The organism is Kitasatospora sp. NPDC059827, from assembly GCF_042731675.1.
Classification (GTDB): Bacteria; Actinomycetota; Actinomycetes; order Streptomycetales; family Streptomycetaceae; genus Kitasatospora.
In genome coordinates this window covers 1-20,520 of record NZ_JBHWIV010000008.1, presented here as the reverse complement: position 1 = coordinate 20,520, position 20,520 = coordinate 1, and the positions used below count along the sequence as shown (strand labels likewise).

The window sequence follows — 20,520 nt, the reverse complement described above, 5'->3', positions numbered from 1 at the left end:
GTCCGTCGGCACGGATTCCGTGCGGTCGAAAAACTGTCCGGTCCATCCGCCTTTGGTCCCTTGTCGGTCCATGATCACATAAATAGGCTGGCGCGGGTGTTGTGAAGCTTCCGAAAAGGCACATTCGTGATGACCGTCGCTTGGTGCGTCCAGAGTGACGCCCGTTGACAGTGGGGGAAATGTGACCAGTGGGGAAAGTCTGACAGCCGGCGTGGACCGGGTCGTCGTCATCGGTGCCGGGCACATGGGCACCGCCATCATTTCCGGACTCCTGAGGAGAACTCCGGACCTCCCGCTCGAAATCGTGGAGACGGCCGAATCCCGGGCGCGCCTGCTGCACGCGGAATTCGGCCTGGAACCCGTCGCCCGGTACCGCCCGCAGCCCGGCGACGCCGTGGTCCTCGCCATCCAGCCGCAGGCCTTCGAGGGGTTCGCGGCCGACCAGGAGGCGGGGGCGTTCGAGGGGGCCCTGGTCATCTCCGTGATGGCCGGGGTGAGCATCGCGGCCATGACGGCGCTGCTGCGCACCGACCGGGTCGTCCGGGCGATTCCCAACACGCCGTCCGAGGTCGCGCAGGGCATGACCGTGCTGTGCCCCGGCGCCACCGTGCCGGTGGCCGACGTGCGGACCGCCGAACGGCTGCTGTCGTCGATCGGCCGGGCCCTCACCGTGCGCGACGAGGCCCTCATCGACGACGCCACCGCGCTCTGCGGCGGTGGCCCGGCCTTCGTCGCGCACATCGCCGGGGCGTTCATCGACTTCGCCGTCACCGCCGGATTCGACCGGGCCCAGGCCCGGTCGATGACCACCCAGGTATTGCGCGGCACCGCGGAACTCCTGGATTCGACCGAGCACTCCCCCGAGGAGCTCTGCCGGCAGGTCATGACCCCGGGGGGAACGACCGAACAGGGAATCTTCCATTTCCAGGAGCTGGGGCTGCAAAGCGTGCTCGTGGGGGGTTTGACCCGCTCCGCCGACCGGTCGCGTGAACTGGGCGGAATCGGCAGGTGAATGCGCGTGCCACGGCGGCCGCCGCCGCGGTGAATGCGGTACGGCCGAGAACTCGACCGAAAACTCCATTGGAGGGGGAATCATGCTGGGCGTGATCCGGCAGCACAATCCCGGCGACAGAACCGCGGCGGTGCATTCCGAGGAGCACTACGAGGTCTACTTCGGCCTCGGGCACAGCCTCCGGCTCCAGGACCGCCAAGGCGTCTTCAAGGTCAGCCCCGCCGGGCTGAGCCTCGGCGACGTCCTGGTCCGCACCCTCGACCGGTCCGTCCTGGGCGGTTCGGTCCTCGACATGGGCACCGGCAGCGGGGCCCTGGCCCTGCTGATGCGCAGCCTGGGCGCCCGCGACATCGTGGCGACGGACGTGTCGATCCCCGCGTTGAAGACCGCCGCGGAGAACGAGCAGCTCAACTTCGGCGACCGGATCGTCCGGTACGACGCGGGCAGCCTGTTCCAGAGCCCGGCCGCGGACCGCAGGTTCGACCTCGTCGTCTTCAACCCGCCCGGCTGGCGCACCCCGTCCGCGGACTGCCGGCGCGAACTGCGGCAGCAGGGGCTCGCCGACCTCGAACTGTCGGCCATGTTCTCCGGGGAGGAGGTCCTCCTCGGCTTCCTGCGCGAACTCCCGCACCACCTGACCGACACCGGGCGCGCCGTCATCGGCCTCAACTCCATGACGGGCATCCAGGACGTGCTCCGCCGACTCGGCGGGCCGGCGGGCAGCGCCGGCCCTCTGGAGTTCCGGCTGATCGAGCGGCACAGCTTCCCGCTGTTCCTGTACACCAGGGAGTGGCACGCCTCCAGACAGGTCCTGACCAGGGAGTTCCACCACTGGAAGGAGCACCACGGCGCGGCCTTCAGCATCGCCGGCGACGGGACCCTCTACTGGTCGTACGAGATCGTCGAATGCCGCCTGGCCCGCCGGGGGGAGAGGCGGGCAGATGGGTAGCGTGCGCGGCCGGGGTGCTCCGGCGGGCCTGGCCGCGATCGCGGTCGCCAACGTCATCCTCGGCTCGTCCTCGCTGTTCTGGCGGGCCCTGGCGCACGTGCCGCCGGAGACGCTGCTCGGCTACCGCATCCTGGTGTCGCTGGTGACGCTGTGCGCCGCGCTCGCGCTGCTGGGGCGGTTCCGGGCCGCCGCCCGCACGGCCGCCACCCCGAGGCTGGTGCTGGTGCACCTGACCGCGGCGGTGCTGGTCTGCATCAACTGGCTCACGTTCATCTGGGGTTCGATCCACGGGCGGGTCATCGAGACCGGCCTCGGCTACCTCATCGCCCCGGCGGTCACCGTCGTCCTCGGGACGCTGGTGATGGGCGAACCGCTCGGACGGCTGCGCCGCGTCGCGCTCGGCCTGTGCCTGCTGGGCGTCGTGCTGCTCATCGTGCGCAGCACCGAGCTCGACTGGTGGGTGTACGTCACGATCGGCCTGACGTGGGGGGTGTACACCTTCCTCAAGAAGCTCACCACCGCCGACCCGGTCACCGGGCTGACCCTGGAGACGGCCCTGCTGGCGCTCGGCATCGGGATCGCCGTCCTCACCACGGGCTACTCGCTCGACCCGGGACCGTCCGCCGGGCACACGGACTTCGTGCTGCTCGCGGTGTGCGGCCTGGTCTCCGTCACACCGCTGTGGCTGATCGCCTTCGGCGCGAAGAAGGTCAGCCTGACCGCGACGGGGTTCATCCAGTACGTGCTGCCGACGACCCAGCTCGTCGTCGCGCTGGTCTGGTACCACCAGCGGCCGTCCGCCAACACGCTGATCTGCTTCGCCGTGGTCTGGCTGTCACTGGTCTCCATCGTCATCGAATCGGCGCTGCGCGTCCGCCGGGCGCGTCCGCAGTCCGGGCCGGTCGCGGCACCGGTCGAGAAGGGGGTACGGCTGTGAGAACGGGCGACGTACTGGTCATCGGCCTCGGGGTGTTCGGAGCGGCGGCGGCCCAGGCACTGGCCGAACGGGGCGCGCGGGTGCTCGCCGTCGACGCCCACGGCCCGACGCACCGGTTCGGCTCCTCCCACGGGGAGACCCGGATCTTCCGGCGGGCCTACTGGGAGGGGACCGACTACCTCCCGCTGCTGGAGCGCGCCCACGAGCGGTGGACGGACCTGGAGGCCGCGTACGGGGACACCCTGCTGATGCGCACCGGCGGGGTCTTCGTCGGGGCCGAGTCCAGCGGCGTGGTGGACCTCAGCCGGCAGACCGCGGAGACCGGCGGCATCGCGCACGAGGTCTGGAACGCCGAGCAGCTCAACGGGCGCTTCCCGTGGTTCGGCGTCGGCGCCGACATGAAGGCGCTGTACGAACCCGGCGCCTACACCGTCCTGGCCAACCGGGCCCGGCTGGCGATGATCGACGAGGCGGTCCGCCGGGGTGCCTCGATCCGCTTCGGCGAGGAGGTGGTGGACCTGCGGTCGGCCGCCGGCGGCGTGACCGTACGGCTGCGCTCCGGCGGGACGCTCTCCTGCGACGCCGTCGTCGTCGCGACCGGCCCCTGGATGAAGGGACCGCTCGCACCGTCCACGGCGCGGCACCTGAGCCCGATGCGGGTCCCGGTCTACTGGTTCCGGGCGGACCCGAAGCTGGGCACCGAGGGCTTCCCGGCCTTCCTGTACGAGAGCGCCGACGGACAGGTCGTCTACGGCGTGCCCGAGTGGGGCGAGGGCGGCCGCGAGGTCAAGATCGGCTTCCACAACCGCCAGCAGACGCCCGGGGACCCGACCGACCTGGCGCGCCGCGAGGTCTCGCCGCAGGAGCGGGAGGAGATGGCCCGCATGGTGGCCCGGATCTTCACCGGCGTCCAGCCGGAGGCACCCCGGGCGCGCTACTGCTACTACACCCTGACCCCGGACGGCAGCTTCATCATCGACCGCTCGCCGGCGGACCCGCGGATCGTCCACACCTCGGCCTGCTCGGGGCACGGGTTCAAGTTCGCCCCCGCCGTGGGCGAGTGTGCGGCCGCCCTGGCGCTGGGCGAGCCCGCGCCGGTCGACCTGGCGCCCTTCGCGGGCGACCGGTTCGGCGCGGGAGCGGCCGGCGACCGCTGACCTCCCCCGGACGCGCGTGTGCCTCCCCACCCCGGACCGGGGGCGGGGAGGCACACGCGCGACGGGGTCAGGCGGAGATGCCGGCGGCCGCCCCGAGGTCCCGCTTGATGTCGGCGAGCAGCCCGGCGGCCCGCTCCCGGGCGGCGGCCAGGTCGGCCGCGCTGCCGACCGGGAGGACGACCTCCAGGTAGCACTTGAGCTTGGGCTCGGTGCCGGAGGGACGGACCACGATCCGGGCCGAGCGCACGGTCTCGCCGGCCAGGTAGTAGCGCAGGCCGTCGGTGGGCGGCAGCTCGGCGGAGCCGGCCGAGAGGTCGTCGGCGCGGGTGACGGTCAGCCCGGCCAGGACGGTCGGCGGCTGCTCGCGCAGCCGGCGCATGGCGTCGGCGATCAGCGAGAGGTCCTGCACCCGGACGGACAGCTGGTCGGTGGCGTGCAGGCCGTGCTCCAGCGCCAGGTCGTCCAGCAGGTCGGTCAGCGTGCGGCCGGACCGCTTGAGCGTCGCGGCCAGCTCGGCGACCAGCAGGGCGGCGGTGATGCCGTCCTTGTCCCGGACGCCCTGCGGGTCGACGCAGTAGCCGAGCGCCTCCTCGTAGCCGTAGCGCAGGCCCTCGGCGCGGGAGATCCACTTGAAGCCGGTCAGCGTCTCGGCGTAGCCCAGGCCGGCGGCCTCGGCGATCCGGCCGAGCAGGGTGGCGGAGACGATGGTGGTGGCGAAGGTGCCCTCGGCCTTCTTCGCGACCAGCGCGGAGCCCAGCAGCGCGCCGACCTCGTCGCCGCGCAGCATCCGCCAGCCGGAGGTGCCGTTGCCGCTGCCCACGGCGTTGCCGTTGACCGGGACGGCCACCGCGCAGCGGTCGGCGTCCGGGTCGTTGGCGATCACGATGTCCGGGCCGACCGCGGCGGCGGTGCGGAAGGCGAGGTCCATCGCCCCCGGCTCCTCCGGGTTGGGGAAGGCCACGGTCGGGAAGTCCGGGTCGGGCTCGGCCTGCTCGGCGACCACGGTCGGCGCGGGGAAGCCGGCCCGGCGGAAGGCGGCGACCAGGGTGTCGCGGCCGACGCCGTGCATCGGGGTGTAGACCACGTCCAGCTCGCGCGGGCTGTGCTCGTCGACGATCGAGACGGCCCGGGTCAGGTAGGCGTCGACGACGTCCTCGCCGAGCACCTCCCAGCCCTCCTCGGCGCGCGGGACGTCGTCCAGCGAGCCGATCGCGTCGATCTCGGCGGCGATCCCGGCGTCGGCCGGCGGGACGATCTGCGAGCCGTCGCCCAGGTAGACCTTGTAGCCGTTGTCCTGCGGCGGGTTGTGGCTGGCGGTGACGGTCACGCCGGCGGCCGCGCCCAGGTGGCGGACGGCGAAGGCGAGCACCGGGGTCGGCAGCGGGCGCGGCAGCAGCGCGGCGCGCAGACCGGCCCCGACCACCACGGCGGCGGTGTCCCGGGCGAAGTCGTACGACTTGTGCCGGGCGTCGTAGCCGATCACCACGAGGTCGCCGAGGCCCTGCTGCTTCACGTACGCGACCAGGCCGGCGGCGGCCCGGATCACCACGGCGCGGTTCATCCGCATCGGGCCGGCGCCGAGCTCGCCGCGCAGGCCGGCGGTGCCGAACTGGAGGCGGTCGGAGAAGCGCTCGGCGAGCTCGGCCCAGGCGAGCGTGTTCTCCTCCTGGGCCTCCGCGCCCTCGGCCCGGGCGAGCAGGGCGGCGAGCTCCTCGCGGGTCTGCGGGTCGGGGTCCTCGGCCAGCCAGGTGCGGGCCCGGGCGAGGAGGTCGGTGGTAGGTGCCTGCGTCATGTTCTTGCCTGCTCCATCGGGAAGTGCGTCGGGTGACGGCCGGAGGGTTCCACGCAAAGGGGAGAAGAAGAGGTGTGCACATGCGGACGGGGCCCCCGGGATGGCGTGATCAGCGGATCACGCCGCCCGTGGGCCCCGTCGTTCATGATTCTGCGCCCGGCAGGCGTCAGATCCGCTCCAGGACCTTCGCCAGCAGCTCGCCCATGCGCTCGGCCGAGGCCTTGCCGGCCTCCAGGACCTCTTCGTGGTTGAGCGGCTCGCCGGTGATGCCGGCGGCCAGGTTGGTGACCAGGGAGATGCCGAGCACCTCGGAGCCGGCCTCGCGGGCGGCGATGGCCTCCAGCGTGGTGGACATGCCGACCAGCTCGCCGCCGATCACCCGGGCCATGTTGACCTCGGCCGGGGTCTCGTAGTGCGGGCCGCGGAACTGGACGTAGACGGCCTCGTCCAGGCTCGGGTCGACCTCGTGGCACAGGGCGCGCAGGCGCTTGGAGTACAGGTCGGTGAGGTCGACGAAGTTGGCGCCGACGATCGGGGAGTCCGCGGTCAGGTTGATGTGGTCGCTGATCAGGACCGGCTGACCCGGGGTCCAGCCCTGGCGCAGACCGCCACAGCCGTTGGTCAGCACGATGATCCCGCAGCCGGCCGCGGCGGCGGTGCGCACGCCGTGGACGACGGTGGCGACACCGTGGCCCTCGTAGTAGTGGTTGCGGCCCAGGAAGATCAGGGCGCGCTTGTCGCCGATCTTCACCGAGCGGATCTTGCCGGCGTGGCCGGCCACGGCGGGGGCGGGGAAGCCCGGGAGCTCGGTGACCGGGAACTCGGCCACGGTCTCGCCCAGGGCGTCGGCGGCCGGCACCCAGCCGGAGCCCATCACCAGGGCGACGTCGTGCCGCTCGGCACCGGTCAGCTCGCGCAGGCGCTCGGCGGCGGCCTGGGCGGCGGCGTAGGGGTCGGCGGAGACGACCGACTGAGGAGAAGCGTTCACGGGTCCGAGGATAGACGGCTTTCGGCTACGCGCGTAGAAATTCGCCCGCGGCATGCCGGATCGTTACCCGGTTGGCCCGAAAACACAGCTCGGTGGCGCTTTCGGGTGACCGGGTTCGTCGATTCGTACGGAAAGAGGACCGGTGGTCAGCACGGCCGCCGGCGCAGCTGCATCACGTAGTCGTGCGGGGCCCCGGCGCTCTCCGCGGCGTCGGCGATCAGACCGAGGTAGCGGGCCGCGGGCAGGCCGCCCTCGTAGTCGTTGAGCACGTACGTCCAGACCGGGATGTCGCCGTCCAGGGTCTGCGCCCGCAGCTTGATCTTGCGGTAGATGCCGAGCTGGACGCCCTCCCAGCGGTCCAGGCCCTCCTCGTCCATCGGCGCGATGTCGTAGAGGGAGACGAAGACCTGGTCCTTCTCGTCCTCCACGACGGTGGCCAGCGAGCCCTCCCAGCCGAGCTGTTCGCCGCCGAAGGTGAGCCGCCAGCCGTCCAGCCACCCCGTGCCGCGGAGCGGGGAGTGCGGGGCTCGGCGGGTCATCTGCCGGGCATCGAGGTTGGTGGCATACGCGGCGTAAAGGGGCATGGGTGCAGCGTAGCCCGGTCGGCCCACGGGGCGGGGCGAGTGGATGAAGAGATCGAGCGCGGACCCCCTTGTGGCGCCGCTCCCGGCGTGCGGGACAATGGGGTACGTGACTCGGATCGTGATCATCGGTGGCGGACCCGGCGGCTACGAGGCGGCCCTGGTGGCCTCTCAGCTCGGCGCGGAGGTGACCGTCGTCGACCGCGACGGTCTGGGCGGATCGGCGGTGCTCACGGACTGCGTGCCGTCGAAGACCCTGATCGCGACCGCGGAGGTGATGACCACCTTCGACAGCTCGTACGAGGAGCTGGGCATCACCGTCGACCAGGGCGCCGCCGAGGGGCGGGAGTCCAAGGTCATCGGCGTGGACCTGGGCAAGGTCAACCGCCGTGTGAAGCGCCTGGCGATCGCGCAGTCCCACGACATCACCCAGTCCGTCACCCGCGCCGGGGTCACCGTGCTGCGCGGGCGCGGCCGGCTCGGCGCCGGCGGGCAGGCCGTGGACGGCTCCCGCGAGGTGCTGGTGGACGGCCCCGACGGCAGCGTGCAGTCGCTGCGCGCCGACGCGGTGCTGATCGCCACCGGCGCTCACCCGCGCGAGGTGCCGGACGCCAAGCCGGACGGCGAGCGGATCCTCACCTGGACCCAGGTGTACGACCTGGAGGAGCTGCCCCGCGAGCTGATCGTGGTCGGTTCCGGTGTGACCGGCGCCGAGTTCGCCGGCGCGTACCAGGCGCTCGGCTCCAAGGTCACCCTGGTGTCCAGCCGCGACCGGGTGCTGCCGGGCGAGGACCCGGACGCCGCCGAGGTGCTGGAGGAGGTCTTCCGCCGCCGCGGCATGAACGTGATGAGCCGTTCGCGCGCCGAGAGCGCCAAGCGGATCGGCGACCGGGTCGAGGTGACGCTCTCCGACGGCAAGGTGATCGAGGGCACCCACTGCCTGATGGCGGTCGGCTCGATCCCCAACACGGCCGAGATGGGCCTGGAGGAGGCCGGGGTCAAGCTCAACGACTGGGGCCAGATCCAGGTCGACCGGGTCTCCCGCACCAGCGCCCCGGGCGTCTACGCGGCCGGCGACTGCACCGGCGTCTTCATGCTCGCCTCGGTGGCGGCCATGCAGGGCCGGATCGCGATGTACCACGCGCTGGGCGACGCGGTGCAGCCGCTGAACCTCAAGACCGTGGCCTCCAACGTCTTCACCGACCCGGAGATCGCCACCGTCGGCTACACCGCCGCCGACGTGGAGTGCGGCAAGATGGACGCCGTCGTGGTCAAGCTGCCGCTGCGCGGCAACCCGCGGGCGAAGATGCAGGGCATCCGGGACGGCTTCGTGAAGCTGTTCTGCCGCCCGGGCACCGGCATCGTGGTCGGCGGCGTCGTGGTCGCCCCGCGGGCCAGCGAGCTGATCCACCCGATCGCGCTCGCGGTGGACGCCAATCTGACGGTCGAACAGGTGGCCAGCGCCTTCACCGTCTACCCGTCGGTCTCCGGCTCGACCGCCGAGGCCGCCCGGCAGCTGCACGTCCGGAAGCGGGCCGGCGGCGAATCCTGAGCTCAAGGCGCACAGTTGGGGCGGCTGCCGGTCGGCGGCCGCCCTTCGCGCGGGCATGATCGTCACCCGGACGGCGGGCGCAGTTCCGGGTTGTTGACGGCGCGTATTGTACGGTCACGCGCCGCTCTTGCGTGAGCAATTCCCGCTACCAGCTGCAAACGCCTGAAAGCAGACGGTCACGCAGGTTACCGTCGGTTCTGTGTTTGCAGCAGAACGTCGCCAGTTGATCCTCGAAATGGTGCGCGCCAACGGAGCGGTCTCGCTCCGGGAGTTGGCCCGCGTCGTCCAGACCTCCGAAGTGACCGTGCGCCGTGACGTGCGGGCGCTGGAGGCAGAAGGGCTCCTCGACCGCCGGCACGGCGGCGCGGTGCTCCCCGGCGGCTTCAGCCGCGAACCCGGATACCCGCAGAAGACCCACCTGTCCGCGGCGGAGAAGAGCGCCATCGCGGACCTCGCCGCCGGACTGGTGGAGGAGGGCGACGCGGTGGTGGTCGGCGCCGGCACCACCACCCAGGAGCTGGCCCGCCGGCTGGCCCGGGTGCCCGGGCTGACGGTGGTCACCAACTCGCTGCTGGTCGCCCAGGCGCTGGCACACGCCAACCGGGTCGAGGTGGTGATGACCGGCGGGACCTTGCGCGGCTCCAACTACGCCCTGGTGGGCAGCGGCGCCGAGCAGTCCCTGCAGGGGCTGCGGGTCACCAAGGCCTTCATCTCCGGCAGCGGGCTGACCGCCGAGCGGGGGCTGTCGACCGCGAACATGCTGTCCGCGAGCGTGGACCGGGCCATGGTGCTGGCGGCCGCCGAGGTCATCGTCCTCGCCGACCACACCAAGCTCGGCGCGGCCGGCATGTTCCAGACCGTCTCCACCGAGACCATCACCCGGCTGGTCACCGACGAGCAGGCCACCGCCGACGACGCCTGCGCCCGCGAACTGGACGCGCTCGCCGACTGCGGGGTGCAGATCGAACTGGCGCCGCTCGGGGCCGCGCCGAGCGGCGACGCCCCCGTGCACGGCACCGGCAGCGGCCCGGTCCACCAGACCCAGCCGGGCCCGCTGGGCCGCCGTCCCGTCCCGCCGCCCGGCGGCGCCCCGCTGCCCGGTCAGCGCCGCCCCGGGGCGCACGGCGGCGGCCCGGTCGGCCCCGGCGGGCTGCCGGTCCGGCTGGCCGAGATGGGCCTGCCGCGCGGGCGCTGAGCCCGGCCGTGCCGTCGCGCGGGCCTACCCGCCCCGGAGGCGGGCGGGCGAGTAAATGAGACCGGTCCGCACCCCCGAAGGGAGTACGGACCGGTCGAAGACTGACGAACCCGTCGTCAGTCCTTGATCTCGCAGAGCGCGGCGCCGCTGCTGACGCTCGCGCCGACCTCGGCCTTGAGGCCGACCACGGTGCCCGCCTTGTGGGCGTTCAGCGGCTGCTCCATCTTCATCGCCTCCAGGACCACGATCAGCTCGCCCTCGGCGACGACCTGGCCCTCCTCGACGGCGACCTTGACGATGGTGCCCTGCATCGGCGAGGCCAGGGTGTCACCGCTGACGGCCGAGCCGGCCTTCTTGGCGCCCACCCGGCGCTTGGCCTTGGCGGCACCGGTCGCACCGGCGGCCGGGGCCGCCGCGACGCCGAGCGAGGACGGCAGCGAGACCTCGATCCGCTTGCCGCCGACCTCGACGACCACGGTCTCCCGGGTCTCCGCCTCCTCGCCCTCGCCGGCGCCGCCGGTGAAGGCCGGGATGGTGTTCTCGAACTCGGTCTCGATCCAGCGGGTGTAGATCGTGAACGGGCCCTCGCCGCCGTGCACCTCCGGCGCGAACGCCGGGTCGGTGACGACCGCCTGGTGGAACGGGATGGCGGTGGCCATGCCCTCGACCTTGAACTCGTTCAGCGCGCGCCTGGCCCGCTCCAGGGCCTGCTTGCGGTCGCGGCCGGAGACGACCAGCTTGGCCAGCAGCGAGTCCCAGGCCGGGCCGATGACCGAGCCGGACTCCACGCCGGAGTCCAGGCGCACGCCCGGGCCGGACGGCGGGGCGAACAGCGTCACGGTGCCGGGCGCGGGCAGGAAGTTGCGGCCCGGGTCCTCGCCGTTGATGCGGAACTCGAAGGAGTGACCGCGCACCTCCGGGTCGCCGTAGCCGAGCTCCTCGCCGTCGGCGATCCGGAACATCTCGCGGACCAGGTCGATCCCGGTGACCTCCTCGGTGACCGGGTGCTCCACCTGCAGACGGGTGTTGACCTCCAGGAAGGAGATTGTGCCGTCCAGCGCGACCAGGAACTCGCAGGTCCCGGCGCCCTCGTAGCCGGCCTCCTTGAGGATGGCCTTGGAGGCGCGGTACAGCTCGGCGTTCTGGGCCTCGGTCAGGAACGGCGCGGGCGCCTCCTCGACCAGCTTCTGGTGCCGGCGCTGCAGCGAGCAGTCACGGGTGGAGACGACCACCACGTTGCCGTGCTTGTCCGCGAGGCACTGGGTCTCCACGTGCCGCGGGTTGTCCAGGTAGCGCTCCACGAAGCACTCGCCGCGACCGAAGGCGGCGACCGCCTCGCGCACCGCGGACTCGTACAGCTCCGGGATCTCCTCCAGGTTGCGGGCGACCTTGAGGCCGCGGCCGCCGCCGCCGAAGGCCGCCTTGATGGCGACCGGCAGGCCGTGCTCCCGGGCGAACGCGACGACCTCGTCGGCACCCGAGACCGGGTCCGGAGTGCCGGCCACCAGCGGGGCGCCGGCGCGCTGGGCGACGTGACGGGCGGTGACCTTGTCACCGAGGTCGCGGATGGCCTGCGGCGGCGGGCCGATCCAGGTCAGGCCCGCGTCGAGGACGGCCTGGGCGAACTCGGCGTTCTCCGACAGGAACCCGTAGCCGGGGTGGACGGCGTCGGCCCCGGAGTCCTCGGCGGCCTTGAGGACCTTGGCGATGTCCAGGTAACTGGTGCCGGGGGTGTCACCGCCCAGCGCGTAAGCCTCGTCGGCCGCGCGGACGTGCAGCGCATCCCGGTCCGGCTCGGCGTAGACGGCGACGCTGGCGATACCGGCGTCCGAGCAGGCCCTGGCGACGCGGACGGCGATTTCCCCGCGGTTGGCGATGAGCACCTTGCGCACTGTGGCTCCCTTCTTGAACCTCGATGAGTTTATGGATTCCTGGGCGGTACCGGCGAGTAGCCCCGGGTTGTGAACTATCCCACACGCTCGGTGATGGGATTCCCCGCCGCCGGGACGGGGTTGAGAACGACTGCGCAGGTGGTGGCAGGTGTGCTCGCGCGGGGGTGGTCGACGGTGGGTGACCGTGGGGCGGCGTGGCGGGTCGGTGGGATGGGACACACCTTCCGCGGCCCGCTCATGCCGCGGTGCTGCCGGCCGGTGCCGCGGCGGTGGGGCGGCGGAGCGCCTCGGCCGTCACGTCGGCGACCGGCTCGACCATGTCCGGCCCGTACGCGTCCGGGTTGACCACCCGCAGGACGAGGGCGAAGGTGCCGTTCCGGCCGTGCTCACGGGCCAGTTCGCGGTGGTGCGCGACCAGGTAGCGCACGCCCGCCTGGTTGGCCGTGCCGGTCTGGCCGGAGATCAGGAACACCGGGCGGCCGTCCTCCGGGGTGGCGATCCGGGCCAGCAGGACGTGGGTCCGGTCGGGCTCGACGGTGAAGTCCCGGTCGCCGACCACGATCACGTTGCTGCCCGGGCCCGGGCCGGAGGTGACCAGCACGCCCGGCAGGCCCCAGGCCAGGTGGGCGGCCATCCGCTCGTTGCTGACCGGACCGCCCAGGCACAGCTCGGTCTTGGCGCCCAGGCCGCGGTGCGCGGCGTCGTGGGCGACCAGTTCGGGCCGGGCGCCGCACTCCTCGACCAGCCCGGCCAGCCACATCAGGGCGTAGGCGTCCCGGCGGGTCACGGTGTTGGCGTGCGAGCCCGTCCCGACGCTGCGGGGCACCACGATCAGGCAGTCGCTGCCGGCCGGGAGTCCGAAGAACTCCCGTACCCGCTCGACCTTCCGGCGCCGCCGCAGGGCCTGGGCCAGCCAGCCGAGCCCGGCGCTGATGGCACTGGCCACCAGGCCGAGCACCACGTTGAGCACGTTGTCGGTCATCGCCCGCGTTCCCCTCCCCGTTCGGACGCCGGTCAGCTTAGAGGCACAAGCAGGCGGAGCGGCAGGTCAGTTGGCCCACAGGTCGGTGATCCGGACGTCCAGGTCGGCGAGCAGCCGGCGCAGCAGCGGCAGGGACAGGCCGATGACGTTGCCCGGGTCGCCGTCGATGCCGTCGACGAACGGCGCCGAGCGGCCGTCCAGGGTGAACGCCCCGGCCACGTGCAGCGGTTCGCCGGAGGCGACGTAGGCGGCCACCTCCGCGTCGTCCGGGGTGCCGAAGCGGACGGTGGTGGAGGCGGTCGCCGAGGACTGCCGGCCGGTCGCGGTGTCGATCACGCAGTGGCCGGTGCGCAGCACCCCGGCGCGGCCGCGCATGGACTGCCAGCGGGCCAGCGCCTCGGTGGCGTCGGCCGGCTTGCCGAGGGCCAGGCCGTCCAGTTCCAGGACGGAGTCGCAGCCGATCACCAGCTCGCCGCCGGTCAGTTCGGCGGCGACGGCCTTCGCCTTGGCCTCGGCCAGGACGAGGGCGAGCTCGCCGGGGGTGGCGGCGGTGATCGCGTCCTCGTCGACGCCGCTGACCACCACGCGCGGGTCGAGCCCCGCCTGGCGCAGCAGCCCGAGGCGGGCGGGGGAGGCGGAAGCGAGGACGAGGGAGCGCTGGTCGGTCATGCCCACCAGGGTAGGGGGTGGGTGGTTGAGCCGTTCTGGTGAACGACTCAGGTGAAGTACCGGCTGACCATGATCAGGACGGCACCCACCAGCACGATCGCGGCGAGCACCTTGCCGGCCCGCTGCATCCGCTCCTGCATGCGACGGGCCTCGGGCGAGGGCCCGTCCTCGGGGTCTGACCAGAGCACCCGTCCAGAGTGCGGTGCGGGTGGGCCCGGCCGCCTGAGTATCCGTACTCAGGTTTCGGGCAAAGCGGGCGACGGCGGGGCGGGGCGAGAGCGGGGTGAGGCGGGGCGGGGCGGCCGGGTGGCCGCCCCGCCCGGGGCTAGTGCGCCCAGCCCGAGGTCCGCCAGGCGTTGACGCCCGGGTGGACGGCGGGGCGGAGCAGCCGGGAGCGGTCGTTCCAGGGGGAGGCCGGGCCGACACCGGCCAGGCGCGCCGCCTCCGCGGCGGCCTGCGCGGCGGCGGCCCGGGCCTGGACCACCGCCAGGACGGTGGCGAGCTCCTCGGGGGTCGGCTGCCCGTGCAGCACGTGGATCGGGGACATGGCTGGTTCTCTCCCGAGAGGGGTGGTGCCTACAGGGGGATGTTGCCGTGCTTCTTGGGCGGCAGCACCTCGCGCTTGCCGCGCAGCGCCCGCAGGCCCCGGACGATGTGCCGGCGGGTCTCGCTCGGGGCGATCACCGCGTCGACGTAGCCGCGCTCGGCGGCCAGGTACGGGTTCAGCAGGGTGTCCTCGTACGAGGCGATCAGCTCGGCCCGCTTCTCCTCGACGGTGCCGGTGGCCGCGGCCTCGGCGATCTCCCGGCGGTGCAGGATGTTGACCGCGCCCTGGGCGCCCATCACCGCGATCTGCGCGGTCGGCCAGGCCAGGTTGAGGTCGGCGCCCAGGTGCTTGGAGCCCATGACGTCGTACGCGCCGCCGAAGGCCTTGCGGGTGATCACGGTGATCAGCGGGACGGTCGCCTCGGCGTAGGCGTAGATCAGCTTGGCGCCGCGGCGGATGATGCCGTCCCACTCCTGCTCGGTGCCGGGCAGGAAGCCGGGCACGTCCACGAAGGTCAGCACCGGGATGTTGAAGGAGTCGCAGGTGCGGATGAACCGCGCGGCCTTCTCGCTGGCGTTGATGTCCAGGCAGCCGGCCAGGTCCATCGGCTGGTTGCCGACGATGCCGACCGGGTGGCCCTCGACCCGGCCGAAGCCGGTGATGATGTTGCCCGCGTACAGCGGCTGGGTCTCCAGGAACTCGCCGTCGTCGACGACGTGCTCGATCACCTTGCGCATGTCGTACGGCTGGTTCGCCGAGTCCGGCACGATGGCGTCGAGTTCGAGGTCCTCGTCGGTGACCGTGAGGTCGGCCTGCTCCGGGTAGGACGGCGGGTCGCTCAGGTTGTTGGAGGGCAGGTACGACAGCAGGTTCTTGACGTACTCGATCGCCTCCTTCTCGTCCGAGGCCAGGTAGTGGGCGTTGCCGGACTTGGTGTTGTGGGTGCGGGCGCCGCCCAGCTCCTCCATGCCGACGTCCTCGCCGGTCACCGTCTTGATGACGTCCGGGCCGGTGATGAACATGTGCGAGGTCTGGTCGGCCATCACCACGAAGTCGGTGATCGCGGGGGAGTAGACCGCGCCGCCGGCGCAGGGGCCCATGATCAGCGAGATCTGCGGGATGACGCCGGAGGCGTGCACGTTGCGGCGGAAGATCTCGCCGTACAGGCCGAGCGAGACCACGCCCTCCTGGATCCGGGCGCCGCCGGAGTCGTTGATGCCGATGACCGGGCAGCCGGTCTTCAGCGCGAAGTCCATCACCTTGACGATCTTCTCGCCGAAGACCTCGCCGAGCGAACCGCCGAAGACGGTGAAGTCCTGGGCGAAGACGGCGACCTGGCGGCCGTCGACGGTGCCGTAGCCGGTCACCACGCCGTCGCCGTACGGGCGGTTCTTCTCCTGGCCGAAGTTGGTCGAGCGGTGCCGGGCGAACTCGTCGAACTCGACGAAGGAGTCCTCGTCGAGCAGCTCCAGGACCCGCTCCCGGGCCGTCTGCTTGCCCTTGGCGTGCTGCTTCTCCACGGCCTTGGACGAGCCGGAGTGCACCGCCTCGTCCAGCCTGCGCCGCAGGTCGGCCAGTTTCCCGGCGGTGGTGTGGGGGTCGTACGGCGCCTCGGTCATCCGGTGGCTCTCCCTGATCATGGGCCGCGACCTGTTCGATCGCGCGGGCCGGGATCGGGGGCTCGCGCACGAGGGCAGGGCGGCGCTGCGAACTACCGCTGCGTAGCGTAACCAGCGCGCAGGGCGATGCGGCACGTCCTGGCGTTATGGCCATCGACACAGTGTGTCAACGAGCGTTCTGCGGGACGATGGGGCGGACTGCGCCTCTGCGGCCCGTCCTGCCGCGGGCCGGTGCACGTCCTAGGGTGGCCACCATGACCGCACCCGAGACCCCCCGCCGCAGCGGACTGCGCGGCTTCGGCCGCACCGGACCGTCCCCCTGGACCGACCTGGACCGGCCGCCGCTGGACCAGGAGGTGCTGCGCCGCGACCTGGTCGTCCCGGGTGGGCTCTGGACCTCGCTGGACGTCGTCACCGAGACCGGCTCGACCAACAGCGACCTCGCCGAGCGGGCCCGCGCCGGCGCCCCGCAGGGCGCGGTGCTGGTCGCCGAGGCGCAGAGCGCCGCGCGCGGGCGCCTGGACCGGCAGTGGACCGCCCCGGCCCGCTCCGGACTGTTCCTGTCCTTCCTGCTGCGCCCGGAGGAGGTGCCGGTCGAGCGGTACGGCTGGCTGCCGATCCTGGTCGGGGTGGCCGCCGCCAGCGCCCTCGACCGGGTGGCCGGGGTCGAGGTCGGGTTGAAGTGGCCCAACGACCTCCAGACCGGGATCGACGGCGCGGAGCGCAAGCTCGGCGGCATCCTCACCGAGCTGAGCGGCGGCGCGGTGGTGGTCGGGATGGGCCTCAACGTCTCGCTGCGCACCGCGGAACTGCCCGTCCCCACCGCCGCCTCGCTCGCGCTGGCCGGAGCCGCCACCACCGACCGCTCGGTCCTGCTGCGCGCCCTGCTGCGCGAGTTCGCCGGGCTCTACCGGGAGTGGACGGCCGCCGCCGGGGACCCGCACGCCAGCGACCTGCTGCGGGCGTACGCGGACCGCTGCAGCACCCTCGGCCGGCAGGTCAAGGTGCACCTGCCGGGCGACCACGAGCTGGTCGGCGAGGCGGTCGCGATCGACGGGGACGGGCGCCTGGTGGTCCGCACCGCGGACGGCGCACGCCGGGCGGTCGGCGCGGGGGACGTGGTCCACGTCCGCCCCGAACCGCGCCCCGAGCCGCGCTGAGCGGCAGTCTTCACCTCTCCTTGACTCGGGCGGATGCCCCGGATCACGTGATTCCGTGCGAACATTCCACCTGGCAGCGGTGTGAGGCGCGCCACTGTCCGCCCGGGTGGCGGACGGCGTGCCCGGACGGGTAGGACACGAGGCGAGTGCGGCGACCGCACGGGGACGGACCGGTGGCAGAGGACGGCAACGGCGGGACGGCGGGCAGCCACGACCCCACGGTCGCGCTCGAACTGGAACGCCTGATCCTGGACGCACCACGCCGCTACACCCCGTACCAGGCCGCGCGTGCCGCCGACGTCCCGATGGAGCTGGCCACCCGCTTCTGGCGGGCCATGGGCTTCCCCGACATCGGCCAGTCCCGGGCCCTCACCGACGGCGACGTGATCGCGCTGCGGCGCCTCGCCGGACTGGTCGAGTCCGGGCTGCTCAGCGAGTCGATGGCGATCCAGGTGGCCCGCTCCACCGGCCAGACCACGGCCCGGCTGGCCGGCTGGCAGATGGACACCTTCCTGGAGAACCTCACCCAGGCCGTCGAGCCCGGACTGACCCGCGCCGACGTCGCGTACCCGCTGGTCGAACTGCTGCTGCCGGAACTGGAGCAGTTCCTGGTGTACGTCTGGCGGCGCCAACTGGCCGCCGTCACCGGCCGGGTGGTGCAGGCCGCCGAGGACAACGAGATCACCAGCGGCCGGCTCGCGGTGGGCTTCGCGGACCTGGTCGGCTTCACCCGGCTGTCCCGGCGGCTGGAGGAGGAGGAACTCGGCGAACTCGTCGAGACCTTCGAGAACACCTGCTCCGACCTGATCGCCGGGCAGGGCGGCCGGGTGATCAAGACCCTGGGCGACGAGATCCTCTACGTCTCCGAGGACCCGGCCACCGCCGCCGAGATCGCGCTCAGCCTGATCGACGCCCTCGCCGAGGACGAGACCATCCCGGCGCTGCGGGTCGGCATGGCCTTCGGGACGGTCACCCAGCGGATGGGCGACGTCTTCGGCACCACCGTGAACCTGGCCAGCCGGCTCACCTCCATCGCCCCCAAGGACGCGGTGCTCATCGACGGCGAGTTCGCCGCCGCCCTGGAGCAGAACGGCAGCGTCGCCCCCGCCGACTCGGAGGGGCCGGGCCTGGCCGAGGCGCTGTCGGTGGCGGCCGGGATGCCCGCCTCCGGGCTGCCGGTGCCGGGGCCGGACGCGGGGGCGCGGTTCCACCTCCAGCCGATGTGGCGGCGGCCGGTGCGGGGGCTGGGGCTGGTGGAGCCGTGGCTGCTGTCGCGGCGGATGAAGGCGGAGTAGCCGGCGGGCCTCTGTGCGGGGGCCCTCCTCGGGCCCTGCTGCGGGCCCTGGCGCGGGTGCTGCTGTGGGCCCTGGCGCGGGTGCTGTTGCGGGCTCCGACGCGGGTGCTGCTGCGGGCCCTGGCGCGGGTGCTTCGGGTGGCCGAACGGTTGAAGGTCGTACGGCCTGCTGCGGTTCCATCCGGGCAAACGGGGCAAAACCGAGCGAAATCGCCCTAGTCTTGGTGCAAGCGGCCGATGGGTGCGGCCGACCGGTGGGGGTCCGGGAGGACCGAGCACAGGGAGCGAGGCGAGCCGGTGAGCAGTGAGGCGATCATGACGGACCGCGGCTGCGACTGCGAGGGCCCGCACCGCGCCGACCCGCTGCCCGACCTGCGGCTCCAGTCGGTGGTCGAACTCGCCCAGGACATGGCCGGGGCGCTCACCCCGCTGGAGGCCGTCCGGGCCGCCGCCGCCCGGGCCACCGAGGCGCTCGGCGCCACCATGGCCGCCGTCTCGGTCTGGGACCGCGAGTCCGGCCGGCTGCGCGTGCTGGTCAACCACGGCCGACTCGCGCCCGGCGAGGAGGAGCTGCCGCAGGACGAGTCCTACCCGGTCGCGGACTTCCCGGAGATCGTCACCTACCTGGAGGAACGCTGGACCACCGGGCGGCTGCCGCGCGCCTGGCTGCAGACCGCCGAGAACGACGAGCCGCACGCCGGGCACGCACACCCGACCGCCGGCGCGTACTGCCAGGAGCGCGCCGCCGCGCTGCGCCGGCGCGGCCGGGCCTGCTGCGTGGTCGCGCCGATCGTGCTGCACGGGCAGGCCTGGGGCGAGCTCTACCTCGCCCGGTCCGTCGGCCTGCCGGTCTTCACCGAGGCCGACGCCGACTACGCGACCCTGCTCGCCGCCCAGATCTCGGCCGGCCTCGCCCAGACCGAACGCCTCGCCGACCTGCGCAGACTCGCCTTCTCCGACCCGCTCACCGGCCTCGCCAACCGGCGGGCCGTCGACGCCCGGCTGGAGAGCGCGCTGGAGGCCCACAACCGGGACAACACCGTGGTCTCGCTGGTGGTCTGCGACGTCAACGGACTCAAACGGGTCAACGACCAGCTCGGCCACGAGATGGGCGACCGGCTGCTCGAACGCTTCGCCCACCAGCTCTCGTTGGCCGCCGCCAAACTGCCCGGCAGCCTGGCCGCCCGGCTCGGCGGGGACGAGTTCTGCCTGCTCGCCGAAGGACAGAAGGCCGACGAGGTGGTCGCCGTCGCCGAGGAACTCTGCGCCCGGGCCCTCGCCCTCGCCGAGGGCGAGGGGGTCGCCTGCGGAGTCGCCTCCACCGGGGACTCCATCGGACCGGTCACCACCCCCGACCGGCTCTTCCGGCTCGCCGACGCCGCCCAGTACCGGGCCAAGGCCGCCCGCGCCGCCCACCCCGTCGTCGCCGGACGCAGCCACGGCCCCGGCTTCTCGCCCGACCCCACCGTGCTGCTCGCCGACGCCGCCGACCCCCACCACCGCGCCGACGGACGCCGCGGGCCCGGCGGCCGGGCCGGCGCCGCCGACCGGCGGCGGTTCCGCGGCGCCGCCCACAGCGCCGACCCCGGGCAGCTGCTCACCGCCGTCCTCTCCGCCCTCGACCAGGCCGCGGCCGCCCGGGCCGTCCACCCGGCCGACACCCTCGGCAAGCTGGCCGTCGTCGCCGAGACCTCCGCCCGGCTGCTCGACGCGGTCGGCTGGTGGGTCTCGTACGTGCCGCCCGGCTCCCAGCTGATGCGCACCGCCCAGCACGCCGTCTACCGGATGACCAGCGGGCCCAGCAGCACCCGGGCCGAGACCCAGCGGGCCCAGATCGAGGCGCCCGACGCGGTGTTCGACCTCCGCCACTACCCGATGACCCGGCGGGCCGTCCGCGGCGGGGCGTTCGCGCTCCGCGCGGGGGCCGCGGGGAACGATCCGGCGGAGGAGGCGATGCTCGTCGTCTCCGGGTACCGCGGGATGGTCGCGGCAGGGGGGCAGAACGCGGCGGGGGGCTGGTTGGTCGAGCTCTTCGCGGACGATGCGACGCTGCCGTTGGGGCAGGTGGCTTGTGCGTTGCGGGCTTTGGCGGCGGTGGCGTTGGCGGGGGGTGCGTCGCCGCCGGTGGTGTGAGGGGGCCGCTGCGCGGGGCTGGGGTGTGGGGGTGGGCTTTCGGGAGGGTGGGTGGGTCCGG

The 20,520-nt window shown here is 73.1% G+C and carries 17 protein-coding genes and 1 pseudogene; 9 read left to right on the top strand and 9 right to left on the bottom strand.

All coding sequences use genetic code 11. The features are described from left to right. Window positions 1–154 precede the first annotated feature (154 nt). From proC to solA, 4 genes are all read left to right on the top strand, one after another. Window positions 155–1,012, top strand: a complete 858-nt coding sequence (gene proC / locus ACFV8H_RS07270; RefSeq protein WP_380397255.1) for a pyrroline-5-carboxylate reductase — start codon at window positions 155–157, stop codon at window positions 1,010–1,012. Window positions 1,013–1,094: 82 nt separating this feature from the next. Next, the gene (locus ACFV8H_RS07265) at window positions 1,095–1,961 is read left to right on the top strand and encodes a methyltransferase (RefSeq protein ID WP_380397254.1); all 867 of its coding nucleotides are present in this window, start codon (window positions 1,095–1,097) and stop codon (window positions 1,959–1,961) included. After that, window positions 1,954–2,898, top strand: a complete 945-nt coding sequence (locus ACFV8H_RS07260) for an EamA family transporter (RefSeq protein WP_380397252.1) — start codon at window positions 1,954–1,956, stop codon at window positions 2,896–2,898. The genes ACFV8H_RS07265 and ACFV8H_RS07260 overlap by 8 nt, the downstream gene beginning before the upstream one ends. Continuing rightward, on the top strand, window positions 2,895–4,055 hold the full coding sequence (gene solA / locus ACFV8H_RS07255; protein ID WP_380397250.1) for an N-methyl-L-tryptophan oxidase: 1,161 nt from the start codon (window positions 2,895–2,897) through the stop codon (window positions 4,053–4,055). Before ACFV8H_RS07260 ends, solA begins: the two co-directional genes overlap by 4 nt. Before the next feature lie 67 nt (window positions 4,056–4,122). Here solA and ACFV8H_RS07250 read toward each other — a convergent pair whose 3' ends face one another. The 3 genes from ACFV8H_RS07250 to ACFV8H_RS07240 all read right to left on the bottom strand — a co-directional run bounded on the left by ACFV8H_RS07250 (window position 4,123) and on the right by ACFV8H_RS07240 (window position 7,419). After that, window positions 4,123–5,847, bottom strand: a complete 1,725-nt coding sequence (locus tag ACFV8H_RS07250; RefSeq protein ID WP_380397248.1) for a phospho-sugar mutase — start codon at window positions 5,845–5,847, stop codon at window positions 4,123–4,125. Window positions 5,848–6,013: 166 nt separating this feature from the next. After that, the gene (locus ACFV8H_RS07245) at window positions 6,014–6,835 is read right to left on the bottom strand and encodes a purine-nucleoside phosphorylase (protein ID WP_380397246.1); all 822 of its coding nucleotides are present in this window, start codon (window positions 6,833–6,835) and stop codon (window positions 6,014–6,016) included. A gap of 146 nt (window positions 6,836–6,981) precedes the next feature. Next, window positions 6,982–7,419, bottom strand: coding sequence for a gamma-glutamylcyclotransferase (locus ACFV8H_RS07240; RefSeq protein ID WP_380397244.1), 438 nt, complete (start codon window positions 7,417–7,419; stop codon window positions 6,982–6,984). Window positions 7,420–7,516: 97 nt separating this feature from the next. Between ACFV8H_RS07240 and ACFV8H_RS07235 the strand changes: the two genes are divergently transcribed. Both ACFV8H_RS07235 and ACFV8H_RS07230 read left to right on the top strand, forming a co-directional pair. Beyond that, complete coding sequence (locus tag ACFV8H_RS07235) at window positions 7,517–8,968, top strand: NAD(P)H-quinone dehydrogenase (protein ID WP_375894713.1); 1,452 nt, start codon at window positions 7,517–7,519, stop codon at window positions 8,966–8,968. Between the two features lie 235 nt (window positions 8,969–9,203). After that, on the top strand, window positions 9,204–10,163 hold the full coding sequence (locus ACFV8H_RS07230; protein ID WP_380397414.1) for a DeoR/GlpR family DNA-binding transcription regulator: 960 nt from the start codon (window positions 9,204–9,206) through the stop codon (window positions 10,161–10,163). 116 nt (window positions 10,164–10,279) lie between these two features. Here the strand turns inward: ACFV8H_RS07230 and ACFV8H_RS07225 are convergent, their stop codons facing one another. From ACFV8H_RS07225 to ACFV8H_RS07200, 6 genes are all read right to left on the bottom strand, one after another. Next, window positions 10,280–12,055, bottom strand: coding sequence for an acetyl/propionyl/methylcrotonyl-CoA carboxylase subunit alpha (locus ACFV8H_RS07225; RefSeq protein ID WP_380397242.1), 1,776 nt, complete (start codon window positions 12,053–12,055; stop codon window positions 10,280–10,282). Between the two features lie 235 nt (window positions 12,056–12,290). Then, window positions 12,291–13,037: a hypothetical protein gene (locus tag ACFV8H_RS07220; RefSeq protein WP_380397240.1), complete on the bottom strand. Its 747-nt coding sequence runs from the start codon at window positions 13,035–13,037 to the stop codon at window positions 12,291–12,293. 66 nt (window positions 13,038–13,103) lie between these two features. Continuing rightward, the gene (locus tag ACFV8H_RS07215) at window positions 13,104–13,706 is read right to left on the bottom strand and encodes a nucleoside triphosphate pyrophosphatase (protein WP_375894721.1); all 603 of its coding nucleotides are present in this window, start codon (window positions 13,704–13,706) and stop codon (window positions 13,104–13,106) included. A gap of 47 nt (window positions 13,707–13,753) precedes the next feature. After that, the gene (gene mmpB, locus ACFV8H_RS07210; RefSeq protein ID WP_375894723.1) at window positions 13,754–13,894 is read right to left on the bottom strand and encodes a morphogenic membrane protein MmpB; all 141 of its coding nucleotides are present in this window, start codon (window positions 13,892–13,894) and stop codon (window positions 13,754–13,756) included. A 137-nt stretch (window positions 13,895–14,031) separates the two neighbouring features. Then, window positions 14,032–14,253: an acyl-CoA carboxylase subunit epsilon gene (locus tag ACFV8H_RS07205; protein ID WP_375894726.1), complete on the bottom strand. Its 222-nt coding sequence runs from the start codon at window positions 14,251–14,253 to the stop codon at window positions 14,032–14,034. Window positions 14,254–14,282: 29 nt separating this feature from the next. After that, window positions 14,283–15,893 (bottom strand): acyl-CoA carboxylase subunit beta, encoded by a 1,611-nt coding sequence (locus ACFV8H_RS07200; RefSeq protein WP_375894728.1) that lies wholly within the window; start codon window positions 15,891–15,893, stop codon window positions 14,283–14,285. Between the two features lie 233 nt (window positions 15,894–16,126). On the opposite strand from ACFV8H_RS07200, the gene ACFV8H_RS07195 reads away from it, so the two are divergent. The 3 genes and pseudogenes from ACFV8H_RS07195 to ACFV8H_RS07185 form a co-directional block, all read left to right on the top strand. Continuing rightward, the gene (locus tag ACFV8H_RS07195) at window positions 16,127–17,032 is read left to right on the top strand and encodes a biotin--[acetyl-CoA-carboxylase] ligase (protein ID WP_380397237.1); all 906 of its coding nucleotides are present in this window, start codon (window positions 16,127–16,129) and stop codon (window positions 17,030–17,032) included. A 173-nt stretch (window positions 17,033–17,205) separates the two neighbouring features. Further along, window positions 17,206–18,327, top strand: coding sequence for an adenylate/guanylate cyclase domain-containing protein (locus tag ACFV8H_RS07190; protein ID WP_375894733.1), 1,122 nt, complete (start codon window positions 17,206–17,208; stop codon window positions 18,325–18,327). A 314-nt stretch (window positions 18,328–18,641) separates the two neighbouring features. Then, a pseudogene (locus tag ACFV8H_RS07185) lies at window positions 18,642–19,889 on the top strand (diguanylate cyclase domain-containing protein); the annotation flags it as partial. Window positions 19,890–20,520 lie beyond the last annotated feature (631 nt).

Bases quoted from the DNA above. Each gene is read 5' to 3' on its own strand.
- ACFV8H_RS07265 (WP_380397254.1), top strand. From the start codon at position 1,095: ATGCTGGGCGTGATCCGGCAGCACAATCCCGGCGACAGAACCGCGGCG.
- ACFV8H_RS07260 (WP_380397252.1), top strand. From the start codon at position 1,954: ATGGGTAGCGTGCGCGGCCGGGGTGCTCCGGCGGGCCTGGCCGCGATC.
- ACFV8H_RS07250 (WP_380397248.1), bottom strand. From the start codon at position 5,847: ATGACGCAGGCACCTACCACCGACCTCCTCGCCCGGGCCCGCACCTGG.
- ACFV8H_RS07240 (WP_380397244.1), bottom strand. From the start codon at position 7,419: ATGCCCCTTTACGCCGCGTATGCCACCAACCTCGATGCCCGGCAGATG.
- ACFV8H_RS07235 (WP_375894713.1), top strand. From the start codon at position 7,517: ATGGGGTACGTGACTCGGATCGTGATCATCGGTGGCGGACCCGGCGGC.
- ACFV8H_RS07230 (WP_380397414.1), top strand. From the start codon at position 9,204: ATGGTGCGCGCCAACGGAGCGGTCTCGCTCCGGGAGTTGGCCCGCGTC.
- ACFV8H_RS07220 (WP_380397240.1), bottom strand. From the start codon at position 13,037: ATGACCGACAACGTGCTCAACGTGGTGCTCGGCCTGGTGGCCAGTGCC.
- ACFV8H_RS07215 (WP_375894721.1), bottom strand. From the start codon at position 13,706: ATGACCGACCAGCGCTCCCTCGTCCTCGCTTCCGCCTCCCCCGCCCGC.
- ACFV8H_RS07205 (WP_375894726.1), bottom strand. From the start codon at position 14,253: ATGTCCCCGATCCACGTGCTGCACGGGCAGCCGACCCCCGAGGAGCTC.
- ACFV8H_RS07200 (WP_375894728.1), bottom strand. From the start codon at position 15,893: ATGATCAGGGAGAGCCACCGGATGACCGAGGCGCCGTACGACCCCCAC.
- ACFV8H_RS07195 (WP_380397237.1), top strand. From the start codon at position 16,127: ATGACCGCACCCGAGACCCCCCGCCGCAGCGGACTGCGCGGCTTCGGC.